The organism is Pseudomonas sp. FG35, from assembly GCF_057809295.1.
This window is the reverse complement of record NZ_JBMDJR010000007.1, coordinates 55,650-80,455: the sequence shown is the minus strand read 5'-3', so window position 1 is coordinate 80,455 and position 24,806 is coordinate 55,650. Positions and strand designations below refer to the sequence as shown.

Here is a 24,806-nt window from a genome sequence, read left to right as displayed (position 1 = left end):
GTCGTGGATTGGGGTCGCTGCGCTCATTTTTGCAAGAGTCTTATGTCTTGATTGTTTTTCGGCTCGTCCGTACGGCGAGAGGCGTTGGTTATGAAGTTTGTTGATGAAGTATCGATCCGCGTAAAGGCTGGTGACGGCGGCAATGGCTGCATGAGTTTCCGTCGGGAAAAGTTCATTGAAAACGGCGGTCCGAACGGTGGTGACGGCGGTGATGGCGGTTCCATCTTCATGATGGCCGACGAAAACCTGAATACCCTGGTGGACTACCGTTACACCCGGCACTTCGATGCCGAGCGTGGCTCCAACGGCGGCAGCACCGACTGCACCGGCAAGAAGGGTGAAGACCTGATCCTGCGCGTGCCGGTCGGCACCACCGTGATCGATTCCGCCACCCAGGAAGTCATTGGCGACCTGACCAAGGCTGGTCAGAAGCTGATGGTGGTTCAGGGCGGCTGGCACGGTCTGGGTAACACCCGTTTCAAATCCAGTACCAACCGTGCACCGCGTCAGACTACGCCGGGCAAGCCGGGCGAGCAGCGCGACCTGAAGCTGGAAATGAAGGTTCTGGCCGATGTCGGTCTGCTGGGCCTGCCGAACGCCGGTAAAAGTACCTTTATCCGTTCGGTGTCGGCTGCCAAGCCGAAAGTCGCCGACTACCCGTTCACCACTCTGGTGCCGAACCTCGGTGTGGTCAGTGTTGACCGCTGGAAGAGTTTCGTCATTGCCGACATTCCGGGTCTGATCGAAGGTGCTTCCGACGGTGCCGGCCTGGGGATCCGTTTCCTCAAGCACCTGGCGCGTACTCGTCTGTTGCTACACCTCGTGGACATGGCGCCGCTGGATGAAAGCAGTGCGCCGGACGCCGCTGAAGTGATCGTCAACGAGCTGATCAAGTTCAGTCCGTCGCTGGCCGAGCGTGATCGCTGGCTGGTGCTGAACAAGTGCGACCAGATCCTCGAAGAAGAGCACGAAGCGCGGGTCAAGGAAATCGTTGATCGTCTGGAGTGGACCGGTCCGGTCTACGTGATTTCGGCCATTGCCAAAGAAGGCACCGAGCGCCTGACGCGCGACATCATGCGCTACCTGGAGGATCGTGCCGATCGCCTGGCCAATGATCCGGCCTACAAGGAAGAGCTGGCCGATCTCGATCAGCGCATCGAAGACGAAGCCCGTGCGCAGTTGCAGGCGCTGGATGACAAGCGTGCCCTGCGTCGCAGTGGCGTGAAGTCGGTTCACGACATCGGCGACGATGATTGGGACGAAGAAGATGTGGATGACGAAGACGGTCCGGAAATCATTTACGTGCGTGACTGATTCGTTGCAGTAAACTTAAGCGCCGCTCAATCGAGCGGCGTTTTAGTATCTGGAAATCGATTGTTGGTCACGAAGAATCACGAATAACGTCACGGGCAGAGCCAGGTCGCGCTGCCCTCAAGCTAAGGTTGAAGATGATGCGGAGCAAGGTGACAGGTGCGCAGCGTTGGGTCGTGAAGATCGGCAGCGCTTTGCTGACAGCGGATGGCAAAGGGCTGGATCGCACGGCAATGGGTGTCTGGGTCGAGCAGATGGTGGCTCTGCATGAGGCTGGCGTCGAGCTGGTGCTGGTGTCCTCCGGGGCGGTGGCGGCAGGCATGAGTCGCCTGGGCTGGACTGCGCGACCCAGTGCGATGCATGAGCTCCAGGCTGCCGCTGCAATCGGTCAGATGGGTCTGGTGCAAGCCTGGGAATCGAGCTTTGCCGAGCATGGCCGGCACACCGCGCAGATTCTTCTGACTCACGACGACCTGTCCGATCGCAAGCGTTACCTGAACGCCCGCAGCACCTTGCGTGCGCTGGTCGAGCTGAAAGTCATCCCAGTGATCAACGAGAACGACACCGTGGTCACTGACGAAATCCGCTTCGGCGACAACGACACGCTCGCGGCGCTGGTGGCCAACCTGGTCGAGGCTGATCTGCTGGTGATCCTGACGGATCGCGACGGCATGTTCGACGCCGATCCGCGCAGTAACCCTGACGCCCAACTGATTTACGAAGCGCGCGCCGATGATCCGACACTGGATGCGGTGGCGGGCGGTACTGGCGGTGCATTGGGTCGTGGCGGCATGCAGACCAAGCTGCGCGCGGCGCGGCTGGCGGCACGTTCCGGGGCGCATACCATCATTGTTGGTGGGCGTCTGGAGCGCGTGCTTGATCGTCTGAAGGCGGGCGAGCGCATCGGTACGCTGCTGTCGCCTGAGCGCGGCATGCTCGCGGCGCGCAAGCAGTGGCTGGCCGGGCATCTGCAAACCCGTGGCACGCTGGTGCTGGATGATGGCGCGGTTTCTGCGTTGTCCCAGGGCAACAAAAGTCTGCTGCCGGTCGGCGTCAAACTGGTTCAGGGCAGTTTCCGTCGCGGCGAAATGGTGGTTTGCGTGGCGCCGGACGGTCGTGAGATCGCCCGCGGCCTGGCGAACTACAGTGCTCTGGAAGCACAAAAAATCATCGGTCAGTCGTCAGATGCGATTGTCGGTTTGCTGGGTTACATGGCTGAGCCGGAACTGGTTCATCGTGACAACCTGATTCTGGTGTAAGGAAAACGCGATGCGCATGGCAAAAGGATTGTTGGGCTTGCTGATGGCGCTGCCATTGCTGGCCTCGGCCGAGGAAATCGGTCAGGTGTCGACGGTGTTCAAGTTTGTCGGGCCGAACGACCGGATCGTGGTCGAGGCATTCGATGATCCAAAGGTCGAGGGTGTGACTTGCTACCTGTCGCGCGCCAAAACGGGCGGTGTGAAGGGTGGGTTGGGGCTGGCCGAGGATCGTGCCGAGGCGTCCATTGCTTGTCGTCAGGTCGGGCCGATCAACTTCAAGGGTGAATTGAAGGATGGCGAAGAGGTGTTCAAAGAGCGCACTTCGTTGGTGTTCAAGACCATGCAGGTGGTGCGCTTCCTCGACAAGAAGCGCAATACGCTGGTGTATCTGGTCTACAGCGATCGCCTGATCGAGGGCAGCCCGCAGAATGCGGTGACGGCGATCCCGATTCTGCCGTGGGCATCGGCTCATTAATCGCGCGTAAAAAAAGAGGAGCCGGTTGGCTCCTCTTTTTTTTGGCCTTGATTTCAGCAAAATCACAGGCAATAAAAAACCGACCCTGAGGTCGGTTTTTTAATGACTACGTCGCTTAGGCAGCTGCTTTCAGTGCCTTGACGTGGCCATTCAGGCGGCTCTTATGGCGAGCAGCCTTGTTCTTGTGGATGATGCCTTTATCGGCCATACGGTCGATAACTGGCACAGCCAGAACGTATGCAGCTTGAGCTTTTTCAGCGTCTTTTGCGTCGATGGCTTTAACTACATTCTTGATGTAGGTACGAACCATGGAACGCAGGCTGGCGTTGTGGCTGCGACGCTTCTCAGCCTGTTTTGCACGTTTTTTGGCGGAAGGTGAGTTGGCCACCGTCGAGCTCCTCGAAAGACTTTTTAGGAAATAGCAAACAAAATAGGCCGCGAATCATGCCGATGAAGAGATGTCTTGTCAAGGGCGCTTGAGACGTTCCGCTAAGTGGTAGGTATAAAGAGGCGGGATATTTATTTCCGGCGCTTGACCTGTAAACTCGCGAGCTTTGGCTCTGTGCTGTTGCGGCGCGGAGTATCGCACAAGTGGGCGCGTTATTCGCCTGCTGTTTATCGACAGGCACACATTCCTTCAATGAATCTGCTCAAATCGTTGGCCGCCGTCAGCTCTATCACGATGCTTTCCCGGATTCTCGGGTTTGTTCGCGACACGCTCATTGCCCGCATCTTCGGCGCCGGAATGGCGACCGACGCCTTCTTTATCGCCTTCAAACTGCCCAATCTGCTGCGCAGGATCTTCGCCGAGGGGGCATTTTCCCAGGCTTTTGTGCCGATTCTGGCCGAATATAAAAGCCAGAAGGGCGAAGAGGCGACCCGCACCTTTATTGCCTACGTTTCCGGCCTGCTGACGCTGGTACTGGCGCTGGTCACCGCGCTGGGCATGATCGCCGCGCCCTGGGTGATCTGGGCCACGGCGCCGGGTTTCACCGATACGCCGGAAAAATTCCAGCTGACCTCCGACCTGCTGCGAGTGACCTTCCCTTATATATTGCTGATCTCCCTGTCTTCGCTGGCGGGTGCGATCCTCAATACCTGGAACCGCTTCTCGGTGCCAGCGTTCGTGCCGACCCTGCTCAACGTCAGCATGATCGTGTTTTCGCTGTTCCTGACGCCGTATTTCGATCCGCCGGTCATGGCCCTCGGTTGGGCAGTGTTGGTAGGTGGACTGGCGCAATTGCTCTATCAACTGCCTCACCTGAAAAAAATCGGCATGCTGGTGCTGCCACGCCTGAATCTGCGCGACACCGGCGTCTGGCGGGTGATGAAGCAGATGTTACCGGCGATCATCGGCGTTTCGGTCAGCCAGATTTCCCTGATCATCAACACTATTTTCGCCTCGTTCCTGGTGGCGGGCTCGGTGTCGTGGATGTATTACGCCGACCGTTTGATGGAGTTGCCGTCCGGTGTACTCGGTGTGGCGCTGGGCACGATCCTGCTGCCGACACTGGCCAAGACCTACGCCAGCAAGGATCGCCACGAATATTCGCGGATACTCGACTGGGGCCTGCGGCTGTGCTTCGTGCTGGTACTGCCGTGTGCGCTGGCGTTGGGGATTCTGGCCGAGCCGTTGACGGTTTCGCTGTTCCAGTACGGCCAGTTCAGCGGATTTGACGCGGAGATGACGCAGCGGGCATTGATTGCCTATTCTGTCGGTCTGCTTGGGATCATCGTGATCAAAGTGCTGGCGCCCGGCTTTTATGCGCAACAAAACATCCGTACGCCGGTAAAAATCGCAATCTTCACTCTGGTAGTTACTCAGCTGTTCAACCTGGTGCTGATCGGTCCGCTGGCCCATGCCGGTCTGGCGTTGGCGATCAGTGCCGGTGCCTGCCTTAATGCCGGGTTGCTGTTCTATCAACTGCGCAAACAACAGATGTATCAACCACAGCCGGGCTGGTTGAAGTTCGGTTTCAAGCTGTTGGTCGCGGTGGCGGTGATGTCGGCGGTGCTGTTGATCGGCATGCATTTCATGCCCGCGTGGGATCAGGGTCACATGTTGGAGCGCTTCCTGCGCCTGGGCGCCCTGGTGGTTGCCGGTGTGGTGGCTTACTTCGGCATGTTGCTGCTGCTCGGTTTCCGCCTGCGCGACTTCAATCGCAAGGCCTTGAGCTGAGGTTTCACCCTTGAAAAGCGGGCGCGAGCCGGCAGTTTTGTCGGCTCGTTCACTTTGGGTTACGGTGTTGCCTGTCGTCGGCCGTCGGGTGTGGTTATAATCGGCCACTTTATGAGCAAGAAGCGCGTTATGCAGCTGGTTCGAGGCCTCCACAATCTGCGCCCCCAGCATCGGGGCTGCGTCGCCACTATTGGCAACTTTGACGGTGTTCACCGCGGTCACCAGGCCATCCTGGCCCGACTGCGTGAGCGTGCGCTCGAGTTGGGCGTACCCAGCTGCGTGGTGATTTTTGAGCCGCAGCCACGGGAATTCTTTGCCCCGGAGACCGCGCCGGCGCGCCTGGCCCGGTTGCGCGACAAGCTGCAACTGCTGGCCGCCGAAGGCGTCGACCGGGTTCTGTGCCTGGCGTTCAACCAGCGCCTGAGCAAGCTCAGCGCCAGCGAGTTCGTTGATACCATCCTGGTTGATGGCCTCGGCGTGCAGCATCTGGAGGTCGGTGACGATTTCCGCTTCGGTTGCGACCGTCTCGGCGATTTCGATTTCCTGTTGCAGGCCGGGCAGGTCCACGGTTTTACCGTGGAAGCGGCGCAAACCGTCGAGCTGGACGGCATCCGCGTCAGCAGCACTCAGGTGCGCAACGCGCTGGCCGCCGCCGATTTTGCCTTGGCCGAGCGCCTGCTGGGTCGCCCGTACCGGATTGCCGGGCGCGTGCTGCATGGCCAGAAGTTGGCCCGCCAGTTGGGTACGCCCACGGCGAATATTCAACTCAAACGCCGTCGCGTGCCGTTCACCGGGGTTTACCTGGTCGACGTCGACATCGACGGCAAGACCTGGCCCGGCGTCGCCAATATCGGCGTGCGGCCCACGGTGCAAGGTGATGGCAAGGCCCACCTTGAAGTCCATCTTTTAGATTTTGCCGGCGATCTGTATGACCGGCGTTTGACGGTGGTTTTCCACCAGAAGCTGCGTGAAGAGCAGCGTTTCGCCTCCCTGGAGGCATTGAAAACGGCGATCAGCGCGGATGTCGCCGCCGCCCGTGCACTAGCCGCACCTAGCGCCCATCGCTAATGAAGAGCCTTAAATGACCGACTATAAAGCCACGCTAAACCTTCCGGACACCGCCTTCCCAATGAAGGCCGGCCTGCCACAGCGCGAACCGCAGATCCTGCAGCGCTGGGACAGTATTGGCCTGTACGGAAAGTTGCGCGAGATTGGCAAGGATCGTCCGAAGTTCGTCCTGCACGACGGCCCTCCGTACGCCAACGGTACGATCCACATCGGTCACGCACTGAACAAGATTCTCAAGGACATGATCATCCGCTCGAAGACCCTGTCGGGCTTCGACGCGCCGTATGTCCCGGGCTGGGATTGCCACGGCCTGCCGATCGAGCACAAGGTTGAAGTGACCCACGGCAAGAACCTTGGCGCGGACAAGACCCGCGAACTGTGCCGTGCCTACGCCACCGAGCAGATCGAAGGGCAGAAGACCGAGTTCATCCGCCTCGGCGTGCTGGGCGACTTCGCCAATCCGTACAAGACAATGAACTTCAAGAACGAGGCCGGTGAAATCCGCGCCCTCGCCGAAATCGTCAAGGGCGGTTTCGTGTTCAAGGGCCTGAAGCCTGTGAACTGGTGCTTCGATTGCGGTTCGGCCCTGGCCGAAGCGGAAGTCGAGTACGAGAACAAGAAGTCCTCGACCATCGACGTCGCGTTCCCGATCGCTGACGAGGCCAAACTGGCCGCCGCGTTCGGTCTGCCATCGCTGGCCAAACCTGCTGCCATCGTGATCTGGACCACCACCCCGTGGACCATCCCGGCCAACCAGGCGCTGAACGTTCACCCGGAATTCACCTACGCCCTGGTCGACATCGGCGACAAGCTGCTGGTGCTGGCTGAAGAGCTGGTCGAATCCTGCCTGACCCGTTACGGCGTCGAAGGCACTGTATTGGCGACCGCTCCGGGTTCGGCGCTGGAACTGATCAATTTCCGTCACCCGTTCTACGACCGTCTGTCGCCAGTGTACCTGGCCGACTACGTGGAACTGGGCGCCGGCACCGGCGTGGTTCACTCCGCCCCGGCCTACGGCGTGGACGACTTCGTGACCTGCAAAAAATACGGCATGGTCAACGACGACATCCTCAACCCGGTACAGAGCAACGGCGTCTACGTGCCGTCGCTGGAGTTCTTCGGCGGCCAGTTCATCTGGAAGGCCAACCCGGCCATCGTCGACAAGCTGACCGAAGTCGGTGCGCTGCTGCACACCACCGTCATCGAACACAGCTACATGCACTGCTGGCGCCACAAGACCCCGCTGATCTATCGCGCTACCGCGCAATGGTTCATCGGCATGGACAAGGAGCCGGTATCCGGCGACACCCTGCGCGTACGCTCGCTCAAAGCCATCGAAGACACCAAGTTCGTCCCGGCCTGGGGCCAGGCGCGCCTGCATTCGATGATCGCCAACCGTCCGGACTGGTGCATCTCCCGTCAGCGCAACTGGGGCGTGCCGATCCCGTTCTTCCTGAACAAGGAAAGCGGTGAACTGCACCCACGGACCGTCGAGCTGATGGAAGAAGTCGCCAAGCGCGTTGAAGTCGAAGGCATCGAAGCCTGGTTCAAACTCGACGCTGCCGAACTGCTGGGCGATGAAGCGCCGCAGTACGACAAGATCAGCGACACCCTCGACGTCTGGTTCGACTCGGGCACCACCCACTGGCACGTCCTGCGCGGTTCGCACCCGATGGGCCACGAGACCGGCCCGCGTGCCGACCTTTACCTGGAAGGTTCGGACCAGCACCGTGGCTGGTTCCACTCTTCCTTGCTGACCGGCTGCGCCATCGACAATCACGCGCCGTACCGCGAGCTGCTGACTCACGGCTTCACCGTCGACGAGACGGGCCGCAAGATGTCCAAGTCGCTGAAAAACGTGATTGAGCCGAAAAAGATCAACGACACCCTGGGTGCCGACATCATGCGCCTGTGGGTGGCCTCGACCGATTATTCGGGCGAAATCGCCGTGTCGGACCAGATCCTGGCCCGCAGCGCCGATGCCTACCGTCGTATCCGCAATACCGCACGTTTCCTGCTGTCGAACCTGACCGGTTTCAACCCGGCCACCGACATCCTGCCGGCCGAAGACATGCTGGCGCTGGATCGTTGGGCCGTGGACCGTGCCCTGCTGCTGCAACGCGAATTGCAGGAAAACTACGGCGAATACCGTTTCTGGAACGTCTACTCGAAGATCCACAACTTCTGCGTGCAGGAGCTGGGTGGTTTCTATCTGGACATCATCAAGGATCGCCAGTACACCACCGGCGCCGACAGCAAGGCCCGTCGTTCGTGCCAGACCGCGCTGTTCCACATCTCCGAAGCGCTGGTGCGCTGGATCGCGCCGATCCTGGCCTTCACCGCCGACGAACTGTGGCAATACCTGCCGGGCGAGCGCAACGAATCGGTGATGCTCAACACCTGGTACGAAGGCCTGACCGAGTTGCCGGAAGGCTTCGAGCTGGGTCGCGAGTACTGGGATCGCATCATGGAAGTGAAGGTGGCGGTCAACAAAGAGATGGAAATCCAGCGCGCGGCCAAGGCCGTCGGTGGCAACCTGCAAGCCGAAGTGACGCTGTTCGCCGAAGACGCGCTGACTGCCGACCTGGCCAAACTGAGCAACGAGTTGCGCTTTGTCCTGATCACCTCGACTGCCACTGTTGCGCCGTTCGTGCAGGCTCCAGCCGACGCTGTGGCCACCGAAGTCAGCGGGCTGAAGCTGAAGATCGTCAAATCCGCCTTCCCGAAATGCGCCCGTTGCTGGCACTGCCGCGAAGACGTCGGCGTGAACCCGGAGCATCCGGAGATCTGCGGCCGTTGCGTGGACAACATCGATGGCGCCGGTGAGGTTCGTCACTATGCCTAATGCCGTTGGCCGTTTCGGACGGCTGAGCTGGCTCTGGTTGAGCTTGCTGGTTCTGGTCATCGACCAGGCCAGCAAGTTCTACTTCGAAGGCAAGCTCGAGATGTTCCAGCAGATCGTGGTCATTCCCGATCTGTTCAGCTGGACGCTGGCCTACAACACCGGCGCTGCCTTCAGCTTCCTCGCGGACAGCTCCGGCTGGCAGCGCTGGCTGTTTGCCCTGATCGCGATTGCGGTCAGTGCGGTGCTGGTGGTCTGGCTCAAACGCCTGGGTCGCAACGAAACCTGGCTGGCCATTGCGCTGGCGCTGGTGCTGGGCGGCGCACTGGGCAACCTTTATGACCGCATTGCCCTCGGCCATGTGATCGATTTCATTCTGGTGCACTGGCAGAACCGCTGGTACTTCCCGGCGTTCAATTTCGCCGACAGCGCCATCACCGTTGGCGCGGTGATGCTGGCACTGGACATGTTCAAAAGTAAAAAAACCGGAGAAGCCGTTCATGACTGAACAGGTATTGGCTGAGCAACGCATCGGCCAGAACACGGAAGTCACCTTGCACTTTGCATTGCGCCTGGAGAACGGCGACACGGTCGACAGTACTTTCGACAAAGCCCCTGCGACCTTCAAGGTCGGCGACGGCAACCTGCTGCCGGGCTTCGAGGCGGCACTGTTCGGTTTCAAGGCTGGCGACAAGCGTACACTGACCGTCGAGCCGGAAAACGCCTTCGGCCAGCCGAACCCGCAAAACGTGCAGATCATTCCGCGTTCGCAGTTTGCGGACATGGAACTGTCGCCGGGTCTGCTGGTGATCTTCAACGATGCGGCCAATACTGAGCTGCCGGGTGTGGTGAAAGAGTTCGACGACGCGCAAGTGACCGTCGACTTCAATCACCCGCTGGCTGGCAAGACGCTGACCTTTGACGTGGAAATCTTCTCCGTCAAAGCGCTGTAATTGCTGTTCTGCAGGAGCCGGCTGACCGGCTCCTGTAATGATCCAATCTTTCGCGCGCAAGACACGAGGCACCGCATGCAAATCAAACTCGCCAACCCCCGTGGCTTCTGCGCCGGCGTGGACCGGGCGATCGAAATCGTCAACCGCGCCCTGGAGGTCTTCGGGCCGCCGATCTATGTGCGTCACGAAGTGGTGCACAACAAGTTTGTGGTCGAAGACCTGCGCAGTCGTGGCGCGATTTTCGTCGAGGAACTCGATCAGGTACCGGACGACGTTATCGTGATCTTCAGTGCCCACGGCGTCTCGCAAGCCGTGCGCACCGAAGCCGCCGGCCGTGGCCTGAAAGTGTTCGACGCTACCTGTCCATTGGTGACCAAGGTACACATCGAAGTCGCGAAATACAGCCGCGACGGCCGTGAATGCATCCTGATCGGTCACGCCGGTCACCCGGAAGTCGAAGGCACCATGGGCCAGTACGACGCCAGCAATGGCGGTGCGATCTACCTCGTCGAAGACGAGAAGGATGTCGCCGAGTTGCAGGTACATAACCCGGACAAACTGGCCTTCGTCACCCAGACCACACTGTCCATGGATGACACCAGCCGTGTCATCGATGCGCTGCGTACGCGTTTCCCGGCCATTGGCGGGCCGCGCAAGGACGATATCTGCTACGCCACACAAAACCGTCAGGACGCGGTCAAGCAACTGGCCGACGAATGCGACGTGGTGTTGGTGGTGGGCAGCCCTAACAGCTCCAACTCCAACCGCCTGCGTGAACTGGCCGAACGCATGGCCACGCCGGCCTACCTGATCGACGGCGCCGAAGACCTGCAAAAGAGCTGGTTCGACGGTGTCGAGCGTATCGGCATCACCGCCGGCGCCTCCGCCCCGGAAGTTCTGGTGCGTGGCGTGATCCAGCAGTTGCAGGCCTGGGGCGCCACCGGCGCCGACGAACTGGCCGGGCGTGAGGAGAACATCACGTTCTCGATGCCTAAAGAGCTGCGCGTTCGCTCGATCTGATCGCTTTATCCTTTCGACACAGCGCCTGTTCAGCCTTTTGACTGACCAGGCGTACGCGACCGGTTGCCGCCAGCACCACCTGGAGCTGGCTTACCGGCTCGCGAGCCGAGCATAGATGTAACGTCCCCGCCTGAAATTTCCGGTCCGGCACCAGTGGCTGGCCCAGGCTGCTGAAGCGTATGTAGCGGCTCACCAGCCAGTTGCCGACAATCGGTATCTTTGCGTCACTCGCCTGCTCGATCAGCAAGGGATTACCGGCATCTCCCGGACCCTTTCCGCTGATATCCAGAATGATCCGCCAGCCTTGGCCCCAATCACCGTTGATGCCATGAATCACCACGCTTTGGTTGCGCGTGATGGCCATGGTCCGGGCATTGCGGATCCCGTCGAGCAAAGACTGCGCGGCCAGCTGCCGCCGGTTTGATTCGGTGAGGTCCGCCAGCGCCGGACTGACCAGCGACAGAACAATTGCGCCGATCGCCAGTCCCATAAGCAGTTCGACCAGACTGAAACCCTGTTGCGGCATGTGCGCGTCCTCCCTGGATTGTGCACAGCGGCGCAATCCGTGCGCCGTTCGCGGTAAATCAACCGGCGCATGCCGGTCGAATGTTCTAGGTTTGTACAGGTATAGCCGACGGCAACGGAGGGCATCGATGGATCATCGTACAAAAGGTTTCACGCTGATCGAGCTGTTGGTGGCGGTCGCGGTGTTTGTGATCCTGATCACGATGGCGGTGCCGGGATTCACCCGTTCGGTGCAGGGCAGCAAGGCCGACACCGAGGTCGGCGACCTGCAACGGGCCCTCAACTACGCAAGGCTCGAGGCGATCAACCGGGGCGTCACCACCCGCTTGCGGCCGAGCGCCGGCGGCAGTGTCTGGACCGGCGAGTTGTCGGTCTACGACAGTACTGGCACTCCGGCCAATGTATTGCGGGTTGTTCCAGCGATGAGCAGCGGCGCGGCTCTGACGCTACCCTCTGGAGTGACCGCGCTGGATTTCAACAATCTGGGCGGACTGGCGGCACCGTCCACGGCGGTGGTCATCAGTTATGTGCTGGGAACGCAAAGCAGGACGCTGAACGTGTGTCTGAACGGACGAATTCAATTGGGTGGAAGTTGCGGATGAGGGCAGGGAGCAAGCACGCACAGGAGGGCATGACGCTGATCGAAGTGCTGGTCGCGTTGTTGATTCTGACGGTCGGATTGCTGGGCGCGGCGGCGGTTCAGCTCAATGCGCTGAAGTACACCGACAGCTCGCGCATGACCAGCCAGGCGAGTTTCATCGCCTACGACATGATGGACCGAATCCGCGCCAACTCGGGCGCCGACTACACCGTCACACCGCCGACCACGGGCAACCTGAGTGTCGCCCGGGATCAGGATCTCTACGACTTCACCACCAACATCGTCAATTTCGGCGGCCCGACCGCCACCGGCAGCATCACCCTCAATCAGCGCGTGTACACCATCACCATCACCTGGAGTGACGCGCGCGCCGCCAATACGACCAGTGCGCCCCGCAGTTTCGTCCTGACCAGCCGCGCCGCGGTCGATCCGGTGGCCACGCCATGAAGCGCCATAACCTCGGCTTTGGCCTGATCGAAATGCTGGTCGCCCTGGCGCTGGGATTGATCGTGGTGCTGGGTGTGGTGCAAATCTTCCTGGCGGCGAAGAACACCTACGTCAGCCAGAACAGTGCGGCCGCCATGCAGGAAGACGCGCGGTTCGTGTTGAGCAAGATGATTCAGGAACTGCGCATGGTGGGCATGTTCGGTTGCCTGGGCACGATTACCGATTCCAGCTCGGCGGGAGATTTCAATGCGGCCCAGATCACGCCGATCAGCTGGGACAACGCCAACCTCAAGCTGACCCTGGTCACCGCCGATGTCGGCAGCGCGGGCGGGACGCCGACCTGGACCGTGGTCTCCGATTGCCGCAACAGCGCCACCGCTTATACCGGCGCACGGGCTGCGGCGACGGGACAGATCGCGTTTCCGATCCGTCGGTTGATCTACAGCTTCAGCAACAACCAGATTCTGATGGGCACCGGCAGCGGTAATCCGGCCCAGCAAGTGCTGGTGAATAACGTCAGTGCGTTCACTGTGATGTTCGGTCTGGCGAGTTCCGCGACCGACGTCGCGGCTTCCACCTACAGCGCCAACCCGGGTGATCCGGCGCGGATCCGCAGCGTGCGCCTGAGCCTGACCCTCACTGACCCGAATAATCGGGTCCGCAATCAAACCTTCAACGTGGTTGCCGCCTTGCGCAACCGCTTGCAGTGAGGGGCGAGCGATGAGTGTTTCTCTCCATCGGCGACGGTCCCAGGGCGGCATGGTGTTGCTGGTCAGCCTGGTGTTTCTGCTGCTCCTGACGGTGATCGGCCTGTCATCGATGCAGAGCGCCAACCTGCAGGAAAAAATGGCTGGCAGCGTGAGCCTGCGCAATCAATCGTTCCAGACTGCCGAGGCGGCACTGCGCATCGGCGAAAGTGCGGTGCAGCTGGATGGTTACACGCTGGCGGTGTGTGCCAGCACTACTCAATGTGCGCCGCCGGCGGAATCCTCGGTGGTCAGCGCGGCGGGGTTCAACTCCACGTCGGGCGTGACCTGGATCGCCGCCGGCAGTGGGTTCTACGGGGTGCAGAACATCGGCACGACCCTGACTGCGGTGAACGTGCCGAGCAACACCTCGGCGACCTTGTACCGGGTCACGGCCGTTGGCATCGCGGGTACTTCGCGCAGTGTGGTGGAGAGTGTCTATGCGAAGTATTGAGCGACGCTTCAAGTGGTTGTCGCTGCTACTCGGCATGCTGGCCGGGCTCTATCTGGCCGCGCCGGCGTATGCCTTCACACCGTCCGATTCGCCGCTGTTGAGCGCGGCCGCCGTGCCGCCGAACGTGATGTTGATGATCGACGACTCGGGCAGCATGAACAGCATCATCTATGCGACAGGATTTGATCCGACCGTGGATCGCACGGCGGCCCGCCAGTGCAACGCAGTCATTGGCCTGTGCCTGAGCTCGAGCGCCATTACCGGCGATACGATCTTTCTCTCGAGCCTGCCAACCTCCGGCTGCTCCGGCGGCGCTTATGCGTTCTACAACAACAGCCTGACGCCGCTCTGCCTGAAGCTGCCGGATCCGGTGGGCAGCGGCAACACTCGCTATTCGGCGGATTACATTTCCTACGTGGTCGGGCTGGCGATCAACAACGGCACACGCGACTTCACCACCGGGGCCATTCCCAATGATTACCGGATCAACGTGGCGCGCAACGTCTCCACCGCACTGGTCACCAGCAACCGCAACCTGCGCATGGGCCTGGCCACCTTCAATCCGGCTACCAGCAACAACCCCGGCAACGGCGGTTTCATTGCACGCTCCATCAGCGACCTGTCACCGGTCAGCGGCAGCGTGACCCAGGCCCAGGCCGACACCAACTACAACGCACTGATTTCCTCGATCAACGGCCTGAGCGCGGTGGCCAACACTCCCCTGGCCGAGACCTATTATGAAATCACCCGCTACATGCGCGGGATGGCGCCTTACTACAACAGCACGCCGAGCACCTACACCAGCCCGATCCAGTATCGCTGCCAGAAAAACTACGGCGTGGTGATCACTGACGGTTTGCCGACCTACGACCGCACCTTTCCGAGCAACGACCCGCTGGGCGGCAGCCGCTTGCCGAACTGGGATGGCATCAACAATGACGGGAACAACCTGAACGGGGACGGGGAGGGCGATACGCTGTACCTGGACGATATCGCCAAGTTCGCCTTCGACATCGACATGCGTTCCTCCGGCACCGACGCGGCTGGCAAGAGCTGGAATGCGGTGGACTTTCCCAGGCAGAACATGAACACCTACACCGTGGGTTTCACCGCCTCCAATGACATGCTCTCGGACGCAGCGGATTACGGACAGGGCCGCTACTACCAGGCGACCGACAGCGCCGGCCTGAACGCCGCGCTGTCGTCGGCACTGAGCGATATCACCTCCAAGGCCGGCTCCGGCGGCAGCGGTGTGGCCAGTGGCACCACGCTCGCGAGCGGCACCAGTTACTTCCAGACCAGTTATGACCCCAAGGACTGGCGCGGCACGATCAAGTCCTTTGGTTTTACCTCGGCCGGGGCGGTCAACACCTCGGCGGTATTGTGGTCCACCGACACGGCCATCGTGCCCGGCGCCACCGCGCCGACCTACCAGTCGTGGAACACCCTGAACAACGCGGCGGTGACGCTGGCCTACGGCAACCTCTCCCCGGCCCAGCAGACTGTTCTCAGCCAGGGGTTGCCCACCGGTATCAGCGGCATCGACCTGGTCGAATGGAGCAAGGGCACCAACAAGACCGGACTCAAAGTGCGCAGCGTGTTGCTCGGGGACATCATCAACTCACCACTGGTGCTGGCTTCGCCCACGGAAAAAACCGCTTCCGATCTGGCCGGTGACACCACTTACAGTACCTACCTGACCACCAAAGCCTCGAACATGAATGCCAGCCTCGTGGTGAACGCCAACGACGGTTTTGTCAGTGTCATCAACTCGGCCAACGGTACCCGACGCTATGCCTACATGCCGTCCAGCGTATTGCCCTCGCTGCGCCTGATTGCCGATCCGAATTACATCAACGGCGTCAGCCACAAGTTTCTGGTGGATGGTCAGCTCGGTGTATTCGACGCGCAATTCGGTACGGCGTGGAAAACCCTGGCCATCGGCGGCACGGGCGCCGGCGGCAAGACTTTCTACGGGCTCCAGTTGTTCGATGCCTCGGCGGGCAACATCATCCGTGCCTTGTGGGAGGTCAGCGCTCCGGCCACCGCCAGTACTTCCAACGCATTTAATGATCTGGGTTACGCCTATGCCCGCCCGGAAGTGGCACGCTTGGCCGATGGTCGCTGGGCGGCATTCATTGCCAACGGTTACGGCAGCAACTCCGGCGTGGCGGCGCTGTATGTGCTGGATGTCCGTGACGGCTCGCTGATCAAGAAAATCGTCATCGACAGTACGGAAACCACCAACGGTTTGTCCTCGGTGAAGCTGCGGGTCAATTCGCAGAACGTGGTGCAGGCTGCGTATGGCGGTGACTTGAAGGGACGGTTGTGGAAGTTCGACCTGAGCGCCACGTCGTCCGACAGCTGGGGCGTAGCGTTTTCCGGCAAGCCGTTATTTACCACGGCTGGCGGGGCGACTCAGCCGATCACCGCGCAACCGTTGCTGGCGGACAACGCTCTGGGTGGCAAACAGATTTTCGTCGGCACCGGCAAATTCAACGAAACCGCCGACAAGACCAACAAGGATTTGCAGGCGTTCTATTCGGTGTGGGACGCCGATGGCGGGTCGGGCCAGATCACGGTCAGCAGTTTGCAGGCGCAGGCGATTACCGGGGTGTTCTCCGGCAGTACCGGGCAGTTCGTCACCACCAGCCAGAACGACACGACGTATCCGGCGGAGAAGGGCTGGTACCTGCCGCTGGTGTACAACAACGCATTGACCGGCGAACGGGTGATCAACCAGGCCAGTCTGGTGCTGGGACGCATCGTGTTTACCACGGCCAGCGTCGATACCACAGACCCGTGTTCCAGTTTCGGTACCGGCAAACTGATCGAACTCGATGCGTTCAGCGGTAAGATGCTCAACTACGCGGTGCTCGACACCAACGCTGATGGCGTGGTCGACAGCAACGACACGATTTCCAGCGGCGTGGTGTTCACCGGCGGTATCCCGACCCTGAACGCCATCGTCAACGGTGCATCACGCAAGGTCGTGAACGATTCCAGTGGCGGTATCACCACCCTGGTGGAAAAATCCGGCGGCGGCAGCCGTCGTATCATGTGGCGGCAAATTCAGTAAGCGAGAGTTCGAGGCATGCGCAGATCCAACCGAGGTTTCACCCTGATCGAAATCATGATCGTGATTGCGATCATCGGTATCGTCATCACCATCGGCTATCCGAGCCTCACCGAATACGTAAAGAAGGGCCGCCGTGCCGACGTAGTCAGCAATTTGTCGGAACAGGCACAGATCCTCGAACGCTTCTATTCGAAGAACAACGTCTACACCGGTGTCACTGGGTTGAGCACCGGCAACGATTTCTACACCATCACGCCGACGATCACCGATCAGACCTTCCAGCTGACCGCGACCCGCAAGACCGGCACGGCTATGGCCACTGACAAGTGCGGGGATTTCACTCTCACCAACACCGGTGTCAGAAGCATGAACAACGCGACCACCGGGCTGACTACCAAGGATTGCTGGGGCCGCTGAGCCGCTTTATTTCGGGCGCCTTTTGCGCCCACTGTCTTTTTACGGTTGGATCAAACATGACCAGGCAACAGCAAGTGGTGATTGTCGGTGGCGGGGTGATTGGCCTGCTCACTGCGTACAACCTCGCCTCCGAGGTCGGCAGCGTGGTGCTGCTGGATCGTTCGAACGTCGGCCAGGAATCGTCCTGGGCCGGCGGCGGTATCGTGTCTCCGCTGTACCCGTGGCGCTACAGCCCGGCCGTCACCGCGCTGGCGCACTGGTCGCAGGATTTTTATCCACAGCTGGGCGAGCGCCTTTTTGCCGATACCGGGGTCGACCCCGAAGTGCAGACCACCGGCCTGTATTGGCTGGACCTGGATGACGAAGCCGAAGCGCTGGCCTGGGCCGCGCGGGAAAACCGTCCGCTGCGGGCTGTGGATATCTCGGCGGCGCATGATGCGGTGCCGGTGCTCGGAGGCGGTTTTTCCCGGGCGATCTACATGGCCGATGTGGCCAACGTGCGCAATCCGCGGCTGGTGAAGTCTTTGAAAGCGGCGTTGCAGGCACTGCCGAATGTGACGATTCACGAGCAGTGTGAAGTCAGCGGGTTTGTCCGTGAGGGCGAGCGGGTGGTGGGCGTGCAGACCTCCACGGGTTTGATCACCGGTGATCAGGTCGTTCTCACCGCAGGGGCGTGGAGCGGCGAACTGCTCAAGAACCTGGACCTGTCGCTGCCGGTGGAACCGGTCAAGGGTCAGATGATTCTGTACAAGTGCGCAGCGGATTTCCTGCCGAGCATGGTGCTGGCCAAGGGGCGTTATGCGATTCCGCGCCGTGACGGGCACATTCTGATCGGCAGTACGCTGGAACACGAAGGCTTCGACAAGACCCCGACGGACAACGCACTGGAAAGCCTCAAGGCCTCGGCAGTCGAGTTGCTGCCGGCGCTGGCCGATGCCGAAGTGGTGGGGCACTGGGCCGGGCTGCGACCGGGTTCGCCCGAGGGCATTCCCTACATTGGCCGGGTTCCGGGGGTTGACGGTCTATGGCTGAACTGCGGGCATTACCGCAACGGGCTGGTGCTGGCGCCGGCGTCCTGTCAGTTGTTTGCCGATGTGATGCTGGGGCGCGCGCCGATCATTGATCCGGCGCCGTATGCACCGGCCGGACGGATCTGAAGCCATATCAACAAAACGCAGCCGACAAAGGCTGCGTTCCCCTGAATGTTCAATCCAGCCCCAGTTTCTTGAGCCTGTAGCGCATCGACCGAAACGAAAGACTCAACCGCTGCGCCGCCGCCGTGCGATTCCAGCGGGTTTCTTCCAGCGCCTGCAGAATCAGTTTGCGTTCGACGCTTTCCAGATAGTCTTCCAGGTTGTCGATCTGCGTCAGATCGGCAATCCCGGCCTCGGCGGCGCCATTACCTTCACTCAGGCGTAAATCCTCGGCCTCGATCGTGCGGTTTTCACACAGGGTGTGCGCCCGCTCGAGTACGTTTTCCAGCTCCCGCACATTGCCCGGAAAACGGTAGTTTTTCAGCGCCTCGAGGGCATGGGGATGAAGGCGTGCCGCCGGTTGCCCGGTGCCATTGGCCAGGCGCTTGAGCATGTGGCCGGCCAGTGCCTCGATGTCCTCGCGACGTTCGCGCAGGGACGGTACACGCAGTTCGATCACGTTCAGCCGGTAATACAGATCCTGACGGAATCGCTCGGCAGCCACTTCAGCATCGAGATCCTTGTGCGTCGCGCAGAGTATGCGCACATCGACCACGGTTTCCTGTTGGCCGCCGACGCTGCGCACGGCTTTTTCCTGGATCGCCCGCAGCAGCTTGACCTGCATCGGCAGTGGCAGGTCCGCCACTTCATCGAGAAACAGTGTGCCGCCATGAGCCGCCTGAAACAGCCCCGGTTTATCCTCCACCGCGCCGCTGAAACTGCCTTTGCGGTGGCCGAAGAACTCGCTTTCCATCAACTCAGACGGAATCGCCCCGCAGTTCACCGGCACGAACGGCTGGCTGGCGCGCGGGCCCTGTTCATGAATCAGTCGGGCCACCAGCTCCTTGCCGCTGCCGGACTCGCCGCTGATGTAGACCGGTGCCTGGCTGCGGGCCAGTTTGTCGATCTGCTTGCGCAGGTTGCGCATCGGCGGTGAATCGCCGAGCAACCGCCGGTCGATCGAAGTGCAGACATTGCCCGGCGCCGGCATGCGCAATGCCGAGCCGACCAGCTCGCGCAGGCGTGTCAGGTCCACCGGTTTGGTCAGGAAGTCGAATGCCCCGGCCTTCAGGGCGTTGATTGCCGTTTCCAGGCTGCCGTAGGCGGTGATCATCGCCACCGGCAGTTGTGGATAACGTTGCTGAATGTGCTGCACCAACTCCAGGCCGGTGCCGTCGGGCAGGCGCATGTCGGTCAGGCACAGATCGAAGGTCTCGCGGTGCAGCAGTGCCTGGGCTTCTTCGAGATTGCGTGCGCTGAAGGTGTCGAGTTTCATCCGTCCCAGGGTGATTTCTAGGAGTTCGCGGATATCCGGCTCGTCGTCGACGATGAGGATTTTTTGCCGTGGGCTCGTGTTCAACTTTGTTTCCGTCCGTGAGCAAAGGTGATGCGAAAGCAGCCGCCGCCTTGGCGTGATTTGAAGTCTAGGCGCGCTTGATTGCTTTCGCACAGCTCACGGGACAGATAAAGCCCAAGGCCGGTACCCTGGCTACTGGTAGTAAAAAACGGTTCGAACAGGTGAGCCTGTTGATCCAGCGGCACGCCGGGGCCGTTGTCCTGCACTTCGAGCACGGCCAGCGTGCTCTCGGGGTCGATGAACAGCGTCATCCAGACCTCGGCCGGGTCGTGCAAAAGGGCGCTGTGGCGCCAGCCGTTGCGTAACAGATTGTCGAGAATCTGCGTGAGCTGGCCGGGATCCATCAACGTGCGGAAATCCCCCAGGCCGATGTGCAGGTGAATGTGCTGGCGCTCGCCGGAGCGTTCGCGGCTCTCGTTGACGAACTGCTCCAGCCACGGCTTGAGGTCGAGCCGTTGCGGTGCGCTTTGCTGGCGGCGGGACAGTTGCAGGACGTTTTCGATGACTCGGTTCATGCGCTGGGAGTGGTCTTGAATGATCTGCGTCAGACGCCGATCCGCGCTGTCGAGTTCCTCGGACTCCTGCAACAGCTGCGCTGCATGACTGATGGCCCCCAGCGGATTGCGGATTTCATGGGCGATACCGGCGGTCAGCCGGCCCAGCGCAGCCAGTTTCAATTGTTGGGCCTGCTGGGCTATCTGGGCGAGGTCTTCAAGAAACACCAGGGTCTGGCGGTTCGGGTTCTGTTCCAGGGCGATGAAACTCGGCTGCAGCTCCAGGCCGTTGCCGGCAATTTTCAGGCTTTGCGGCCGCAGGGTCGGGTTGTTCAGCCACAGTTGCAGGCGTTCGACCAATGCGCTCGAGTGCTCGTCGATCAAGTCACCTTCAAGATGCGTTTGGCCCAGCAGGACCCTGGCACTGTGGTTGGCCAGTTGCACCCGGCGTTGTTCGTCGAGCACCAGAATGCCGGTGCGCATGCGTTGCAGGATCAATGCGTTGAGGGCTTCCAGCCCCACGACTTCGCTGGCGCGCTGTTCGGCCAGGTTCTCACTGACTTCGAGACGGCGCATCAAACCTTGCACCAGCAATGACGCCGCGAAGCAGAGGGCGCCGAGGGTGCCGGCCTGCAGATAATCGTTGGCGCTCAGGGGATGGCTGAAACTCAGCAGAAAGCTGAGCCCGACGATGCCGAGGGTGGCGATGGCGGCGATCAGCAAGCCGATACGTCGTCGCAGCAAGGTGTTGCTGATGGCCACCGAGACGATCAGCAGGTTGCCGATCGCGCTGGCCACGCCGCCGGCCGCATAGAACACGCCGCATAGCAGCAGGATGTCGACCAGTGCCAGGCCGAACAACTGGGCGGGGCGGCGAATGTTCTCGAGAAACACCACCAGCAGGATGTTCAGCACCAGGTACAACCAGCTGCCATTGCGCAGCCACTCGTCGTTGGCCGAGGTCAGCAGGCGGTTGTCCATGTTGCTGGAGATCAGCAACACCAGGGTGATGCCGACACTCAAACGGTACAGATGATAGAGGCGCAGCAGTCGCTGAGCCTGTTTGCTGTCGGCGTTGTCGGCCTCAGCGATCACTGGAGCCGGGGCCTTGCTCAAGATGAGCCTGGCTGCAATACCACTGTTGTTGAAGGTTCAGCGCGCGGTCGCGGGGCAGATGCACGCCGCAGTGGGCGCAGCGCACCATCGGCGCGGCATCCTGTTCGCGAGGCGATCGGTTGGACGAGGCGGGGGCCTTGAATTTGCGCCACAACCAGACAGCGGCGGCGATCAAGGCAATCCAGAACAGTAAACGAAGCATGATGGGCGGCTTTTCGGCTAATGATCCGGCAGTTTAGCCAAGGACCCGACAAGCGCACAGCCCAATCACGCGCGGCAATAAAAAGGGAGATCCGAAGATCTCCCTTTTTGGCATCACCGAAGTGATCAGTCGAACAGACCGAAGGTCATGTAACTGAAGATGGAACGGTCGCTGTCGCTCGACTCTGGTTCCGGCTCTTCGATCACGTCGCCGTTTTCGTCTTTCGGCTTGAGCTCGTTCGGGATCGCGTCTTTCGCGTCCTGGAACTGCTTCTGCACGTCCTGGTTGGCGCGGGTCTCTCCCGGCGGCAGCGGCGGACGGGATTCGATCAGGCCCAGAGTGGCCTTGCTCAGGAATGAACGGTTGTCGGCTTCGGCAACGCGAGGCACGAACTGACCGTCCTGCAGGCTCGGGTGATTCGGGTAGTTGAGCTTCAGGGTTTCCAGGCTGGTGGCCGCCAGTTCGTCCAGATGCAGGCGCTGGTAGGCTTCGGTCATCACCGCCAGGCCGTCACCGACCGATGGGGTTTCCTGGAAGTTTTCCACTACATAACGACCACGGTTGGCAGCGGCGACATAGGCCTGACGGGTCAGGTAGTAGTCGGCCACGTGGATTTCGTAGGCGGCCAGCAGGTTGCGCAGATAGATCATGCGCTGCTTGGCGTCCGGCGCGTAGCGGCTGTTCGGGTAGCGGCTGGTCAGCTGGGCGAACTCATTGTAGGAGTCGCGGGCGGCACCCGGGTCACGCTTGGTCATGTCCAGCGGCAGGAAGCGCGCCAGCAGGCCGACGTCTTGGTCGAACGAGGTCAGGCCCTTCAGGTAGTAGGCGTAATCGACGTTCGGGTGCTGCGGGTGCAGACGAATGAAACGCTCGGCAGCGGATTTTGCAGCTTCCGGCTCGGCGTTCTTGTAGTTGGCATAGATCAGTTCCAGCTGCGCCTGATCGGCATAGCGACCGAACGGGTAACGCGACTCCAGAGCCTTCAGCTTGGCTGTGGCGCTGGTGTAGCTGTTGTTGTCCAGGTCCTGTTGAGCCTGCTGGTACAGCTCGGCTTCACTCAGGTTTTCGTCTACGACTTCCTTCGATGAGCAAGCAGCGGTCAATGCGAGGATGGCGATCAGCAGCAGGTGTTTCACTTGCATGGCGGCTTGCGTCCCTATGACGGCCGCTGTCTTGGGCGGGGCCGTCCTGTTATGATGAGCGCCCCGTTGAAAAGCCCCGGGGCAAAAGACGCCGTATTTAACCACAAGCGCGCAGCCGAAACCAAAGGCTGTAGCCGACGCCCAGTCCGAGCATGTCCGATAAAATTGAACTTCGCGCAGAGGTGCCGTCCGAATTGGGCGGCCAACGCCTCGATCAAGTCGCCGCCCAACTCTTCGCCGAGCACTCGCGCTCGCGCCTTTCCGCCTGGATCAAAGAAGGTCGCCTGACTGTGGACGGGGCGGTCATCCGCCCGCGCGACATTGTTCATGGCGGTGCCATCCTTGAGCTCACTGCCGAGCAGGAGGCCCAGGGTGAATGGGTCGCTCAGGACATCGAACTCGACATCGTCTATGAAGACGACGACATTCTGGTGATCAACAAGCCTGCGGGTCTGGTGGTGCACCCGGCTGCCGGTCACGCTGATGGCACCTTGCTCAACGCCTTGCTGCACCACGTGCCGGACATCATCAATGTCCCGCGCGCCGGTATCGTGCATCGTCTGGACAAGGACACCACCGGTCTGATGGTGGTGGCCAAGACCATTCAGGCGCAGACCAAGCTGGTCGCCCAGCTGCAGAGCCGTAGCGTCAGCCGGATCTACGAGTGCATCGTGATCGGCGTGGTGACCGCCGGCGGCAAGATCAACGCCCCGATCGGCCGCCACGGCCAGCAGCGCCAGCGCATGGCGGTGATGGAAGGCGGCAAGCCTGCCGTCAGCCACTACCGCGTGCTGGAGCGTTTCCGTTCCCACACCCACGTTCGGGTGAAGCTGGAAACCGGTCGTACCCACCAGATTCGCGTGCACATGGCGCACATCAACTTCCCGTTGGTCGGCGACCCGGCATACGGCGGTCGTTTCCGCATTCCCCCGGCCGCGAGCCAGACCATGGTCGAATCCCTCAAGCACTTCCCCCGTCAGGCCCTGCATGCGCGGTTCCTTGAGCTGGATCACCCGACCACCGGTGAGCGCATGAGCTGGGAATCGCCGCTGCCGGAAGATCTGGTGTGGCTGCTGACCCTGCTCAAGCAGGATCGCGAGGCATTCGTCGGATGAACTGGCTGACGCCGGACTGGCCCGCGCCGGCCAGCGTCAAGGCCTGTGTCACCACCCGCGGGGGCGGCGTCAGCGAGGCGCCGTTCGACAGCCTCAACCTGGGCGATCATGTCGATGACCGCCCGGAGGCTGTTGCCGAAAACCGTCGGCGTCTGACCGAACACTTCTCTATAAAGCCTGCCTGGCTGCAGCAAGTGCACGGGATTGCCGTGGCGCATGCTGATCCGTCCGTGGTGGCCACGGCGGATGCCAGTTGGACGGCAACACCCGGTATCGCTTGTGCAGCGATGACCGCCGATTGTCTGCCGGCACTGTTCTGCGACCGTGCCGGTACTCGCGTGGCAGCGGCTCATGCCGGTTGGCGTGGATTGGCGGCCGGCGTGCTGGAAGCCTCCCTCGACAGTCTGGATGTGCCCGCCGAAGACGTTCTGGTCTGGCTCGGCCCGGCCATCGGCCCGCAAGCCTTCGAAGTCGGTCCGGAAGTCCGGGAAGTCTTCATCAATCAATTGCCCGAGGCCGAGACAGCCTTTGTCCCGAGCCACAACGCCGGCAAGTTCATGGCCGACATCTATAAGCTGGCGCGGCTGCGTCTGGCGGTCTGCGGTGTCACCGCTGTTTATGGTGGCGGTTTCTGTACAGTGACCGATCCGCGCTTCTTTTCCTATCGCCGTGCGCCTCGCACTGGTCGCTTCGCCTCTTTAGTCTGGCTTACCCGCTAAACTCTCTGATCTGCATCAACTCCCGGACGCTTGAATCTTCCAGAATCGACCGCATCTATAGCGGTATCTGGCAGGTTTCTTTATTCAGGATG

24 protein-coding genes are annotated in these 24,806 nt (G+C 61.0%); 18 read left to right on the top strand and 6 right to left on the bottom strand.

Features of this window, described 5'->3' with window-relative positions:
• The first annotated feature begins 90 nt into the window (after positions 1 to 90).
• The 3 genes from cgtA (at position 91) to ACODTD_RS15435 (ending at position 3,045) form a co-directional block, all read left to right on the top strand.
• On the top strand, positions 91 to 1,314 hold the full coding sequence (cgtA, locus tag ACODTD_RS15445; protein WP_011336011.1) for an Obg family GTPase CgtA: 1,224 nt from the start codon (positions 91 to 93) through the stop codon (positions 1,312 to 1,314).
• Positions 1,315 to 1,451: 137 nt separating this feature from the next.
• Entirely contained in the window at positions 1,452 to 2,570 is a 1,119-nt protein-coding gene (gene proB / locus ACODTD_RS15440; protein WP_041475432.1) for a glutamate 5-kinase, read from the top strand.
• Between the two features lie 10 nt (positions 2,571 to 2,580).
• Positions 2,581 to 3,045 (top strand): CreA family protein, encoded by a 465-nt coding sequence (locus tag ACODTD_RS15435; RefSeq protein ID WP_007959533.1) that lies wholly within the window; start codon positions 2,581 to 2,583, stop codon positions 3,043 to 3,045.
• 115 nt (positions 3,046 to 3,160) lie between these two features.
• Here ACODTD_RS15435 and rpsT read toward each other — a convergent pair whose 3' ends face one another.
• The gene (gene rpsT, locus ACODTD_RS15430; RefSeq protein WP_011336008.1) at positions 3,161 to 3,433 is read right to left on the bottom strand and encodes a 30S ribosomal protein S20; all 273 of its coding nucleotides are present in this window, start codon (positions 3,431 to 3,433) and stop codon (positions 3,161 to 3,163) included.
• A 252-nt stretch (positions 3,434 to 3,685) separates the two neighbouring features.
• Between rpsT and murJ the strand changes: the two genes are divergently transcribed.
• The 6 genes from murJ (at position 3,686) to ispH (ending at position 11,107) form a co-directional block, all read left to right on the top strand.
• A complete protein-coding gene (gene murJ, locus ACODTD_RS15425) occupies positions 3,686 to 5,224 on the top strand; it encodes a murein biosynthesis integral membrane protein MurJ (RefSeq protein ID WP_011336007.1) in 1,539 nt (512 codons plus the stop codon).
• A 129-nt stretch (positions 5,225 to 5,353) separates the two neighbouring features.
• Positions 5,354 to 6,292, top strand: coding sequence for a bifunctional riboflavin kinase/FAD synthetase (gene ribF / locus ACODTD_RS15420; protein ID WP_007959537.1), 939 nt, complete (start codon positions 5,354 to 5,356; stop codon positions 6,290 to 6,292).
• Positions 6,293 to 6,305: 13 nt separating this feature from the next.
• Positions 6,306 to 9,137, top strand: a complete 2,832-nt coding sequence (ileS, locus tag ACODTD_RS15415) for an isoleucine--tRNA ligase (protein ID WP_201818684.1) — start codon at positions 6,306 to 6,308, stop codon at positions 9,135 to 9,137.
• Positions 9,130 to 9,642, top strand: coding sequence for a signal peptidase II (lspA, locus tag ACODTD_RS15410; protein WP_011336004.1), 513 nt, complete (start codon positions 9,130 to 9,132; stop codon positions 9,640 to 9,642). The genes ileS and lspA overlap by 8 nt, the downstream gene beginning before the upstream one ends.
• Positions 9,643 to 9,649: 7 nt before the next feature.
• A complete protein-coding gene (fkpB, locus tag ACODTD_RS15405) occupies positions 9,650 to 10,087 on the top strand; it encodes an FKBP-type peptidyl-prolyl cis-trans isomerase (RefSeq protein ID WP_170928297.1) in 438 nt (145 codons plus the stop codon).
• Positions 10,088 to 10,162: 75 nt separating this feature from the next.
• Complete coding sequence (ispH, locus tag ACODTD_RS15400) at positions 10,163 to 11,107, top strand: 4-hydroxy-3-methylbut-2-enyl diphosphate reductase (protein WP_007959549.1); 945 nt, start codon at positions 10,163 to 10,165, stop codon at positions 11,105 to 11,107.
• On the opposite strand, the gene ACODTD_RS15395 is transcribed toward ispH, so the two are convergent.
• Complete coding sequence (locus ACODTD_RS15395) at positions 11,079 to 11,633, bottom strand: GspH/FimT family pseudopilin (protein ID WP_011336002.1); 555 nt, start codon at positions 11,631 to 11,633, stop codon at positions 11,079 to 11,081. The two genes, ispH and ACODTD_RS15395, sit on opposite strands and share 29 nt — an antisense overlap.
• A gap of 127 nt (positions 11,634 to 11,760) precedes the next feature.
• On the opposite strand from ACODTD_RS15395, the gene ACODTD_RS15390 reads away from it, so the two are divergent.
• The 7 genes from ACODTD_RS15390 to thiO are packed head-to-tail and all read left to right on the top strand — an operon-like array spanning position 11,761 to position 18,533.
• Complete coding sequence (locus ACODTD_RS15390) at positions 11,761 to 12,234, top strand: GspH/FimT family pseudopilin (RefSeq protein ID WP_011336001.1); 474 nt, start codon at positions 11,761 to 11,763, stop codon at positions 12,232 to 12,234.
• Positions 12,231 to 12,680 carry a type IV pilus modification protein PilV gene (pilV, locus tag ACODTD_RS15385; protein WP_011336000.1) on the top strand — a complete coding sequence of 150 codons (450 nt, stop codon included), beginning with the start codon at positions 12,231 to 12,233 and terminating at the stop codon, positions 12,678 to 12,680. Before ACODTD_RS15390 ends, pilV begins: the two co-directional genes overlap by 4 nt.
• Complete coding sequence (locus ACODTD_RS15380) at positions 12,677 to 13,390, top strand: PilW family protein (protein ID WP_011335999.1); 714 nt, start codon at positions 12,677 to 12,679, stop codon at positions 13,388 to 13,390. The genes pilV and ACODTD_RS15380 overlap by 4 nt, the downstream gene beginning before the upstream one ends.
• Before the next feature lie 10 nt (positions 13,391 to 13,400).
• Positions 13,401 to 13,880 (top strand): pilus assembly PilX family protein, encoded by a 480-nt coding sequence (locus ACODTD_RS15375; RefSeq protein WP_011335998.1) that lies wholly within the window; start codon positions 13,401 to 13,403, stop codon positions 13,878 to 13,880.
• On the top strand, positions 13,867 to 16,959 hold the full coding sequence (locus tag ACODTD_RS15370) for a pilus assembly protein (RefSeq protein WP_201818678.1): 3,093 nt from the start codon (positions 13,867 to 13,869) through the stop codon (positions 16,957 to 16,959). Before ACODTD_RS15375 ends, ACODTD_RS15370 begins: the two co-directional genes overlap by 14 nt.
• Positions 16,960 to 16,974: 15 nt before the next feature.
• Complete coding sequence (locus ACODTD_RS15365) at positions 16,975 to 17,376, top strand: type IV pilin protein (RefSeq protein WP_011335996.1); 402 nt, start codon at positions 16,975 to 16,977, stop codon at positions 17,374 to 17,376.
• 56 nt (positions 17,377 to 17,432) lie between these two features.
• Entirely contained in the window at positions 17,433 to 18,533 is a 1,101-nt protein-coding gene (thiO, locus tag ACODTD_RS15360; protein ID WP_011335995.1) for a glycine oxidase ThiO, read from the top strand.
• A gap of 49 nt (positions 18,534 to 18,582) precedes the next feature.
• Here the strand turns inward: thiO and ACODTD_RS15355 are convergent, their stop codons facing one another.
• The 4 genes from ACODTD_RS15355 to ACODTD_RS15340 all read right to left on the bottom strand — a co-directional run bounded on the left by ACODTD_RS15355 (position 18,583) and on the right by ACODTD_RS15340 (position 22,880).
• Positions 18,583 to 19,929, bottom strand: coding sequence for a sigma-54-dependent transcriptional regulator (locus ACODTD_RS15355; protein ID WP_011335994.1), 1,347 nt, complete (start codon positions 19,927 to 19,929; stop codon positions 18,583 to 18,585).
• Positions 19,926 to 21,515 (bottom strand): ATP-binding protein, encoded by a 1,590-nt coding sequence (locus ACODTD_RS15350; protein WP_011335993.1) that lies wholly within the window; start codon positions 21,513 to 21,515, stop codon positions 19,926 to 19,928. Before ACODTD_RS15350 ends, ACODTD_RS15355 begins: the two co-directional genes overlap by 4 nt.
• Positions 21,505 to 21,738 (bottom strand): PP0621 family protein, encoded by a 234-nt coding sequence (locus tag ACODTD_RS15345; protein ID WP_011335992.1) that lies wholly within the window; start codon positions 21,736 to 21,738, stop codon positions 21,505 to 21,507. The genes ACODTD_RS15350 and ACODTD_RS15345 overlap by 11 nt, the downstream gene beginning before the upstream one ends.
• A 125-nt stretch (positions 21,739 to 21,863) precedes the next feature.
• The gene (locus ACODTD_RS15340) at positions 21,864 to 22,880 is read right to left on the bottom strand and encodes an outer membrane protein assembly factor BamD (protein ID WP_007959566.1); all 1,017 of its coding nucleotides are present in this window, start codon (positions 22,878 to 22,880) and stop codon (positions 21,864 to 21,866) included.
• A 152-nt stretch (positions 22,881 to 23,032) separates the two neighbouring features.
• Between ACODTD_RS15340 and rluD the strand changes: the two genes are divergently transcribed.
• Together rluD and pgeF are read left to right on the top strand one after the other, a co-directional pair.
• A complete protein-coding gene (rluD, locus tag ACODTD_RS15335; protein WP_011335991.1) occupies positions 23,033 to 23,995 on the top strand; it encodes a 23S rRNA pseudouridine(1911/1915/1917) synthase RluD in 963 nt (320 codons plus the stop codon).
• Positions 23,992 to 24,714 carry a peptidoglycan editing factor PgeF gene (pgeF, locus tag ACODTD_RS15330; RefSeq protein WP_489104982.1) on the top strand — a complete coding sequence of 241 codons (723 nt, stop codon included), beginning with the start codon at positions 23,992 to 23,994 and terminating at the stop codon, positions 24,712 to 24,714. Before rluD ends, pgeF begins: the two co-directional genes overlap by 4 nt.
• Positions 24,715 to 24,806 lie beyond the last annotated feature (92 nt).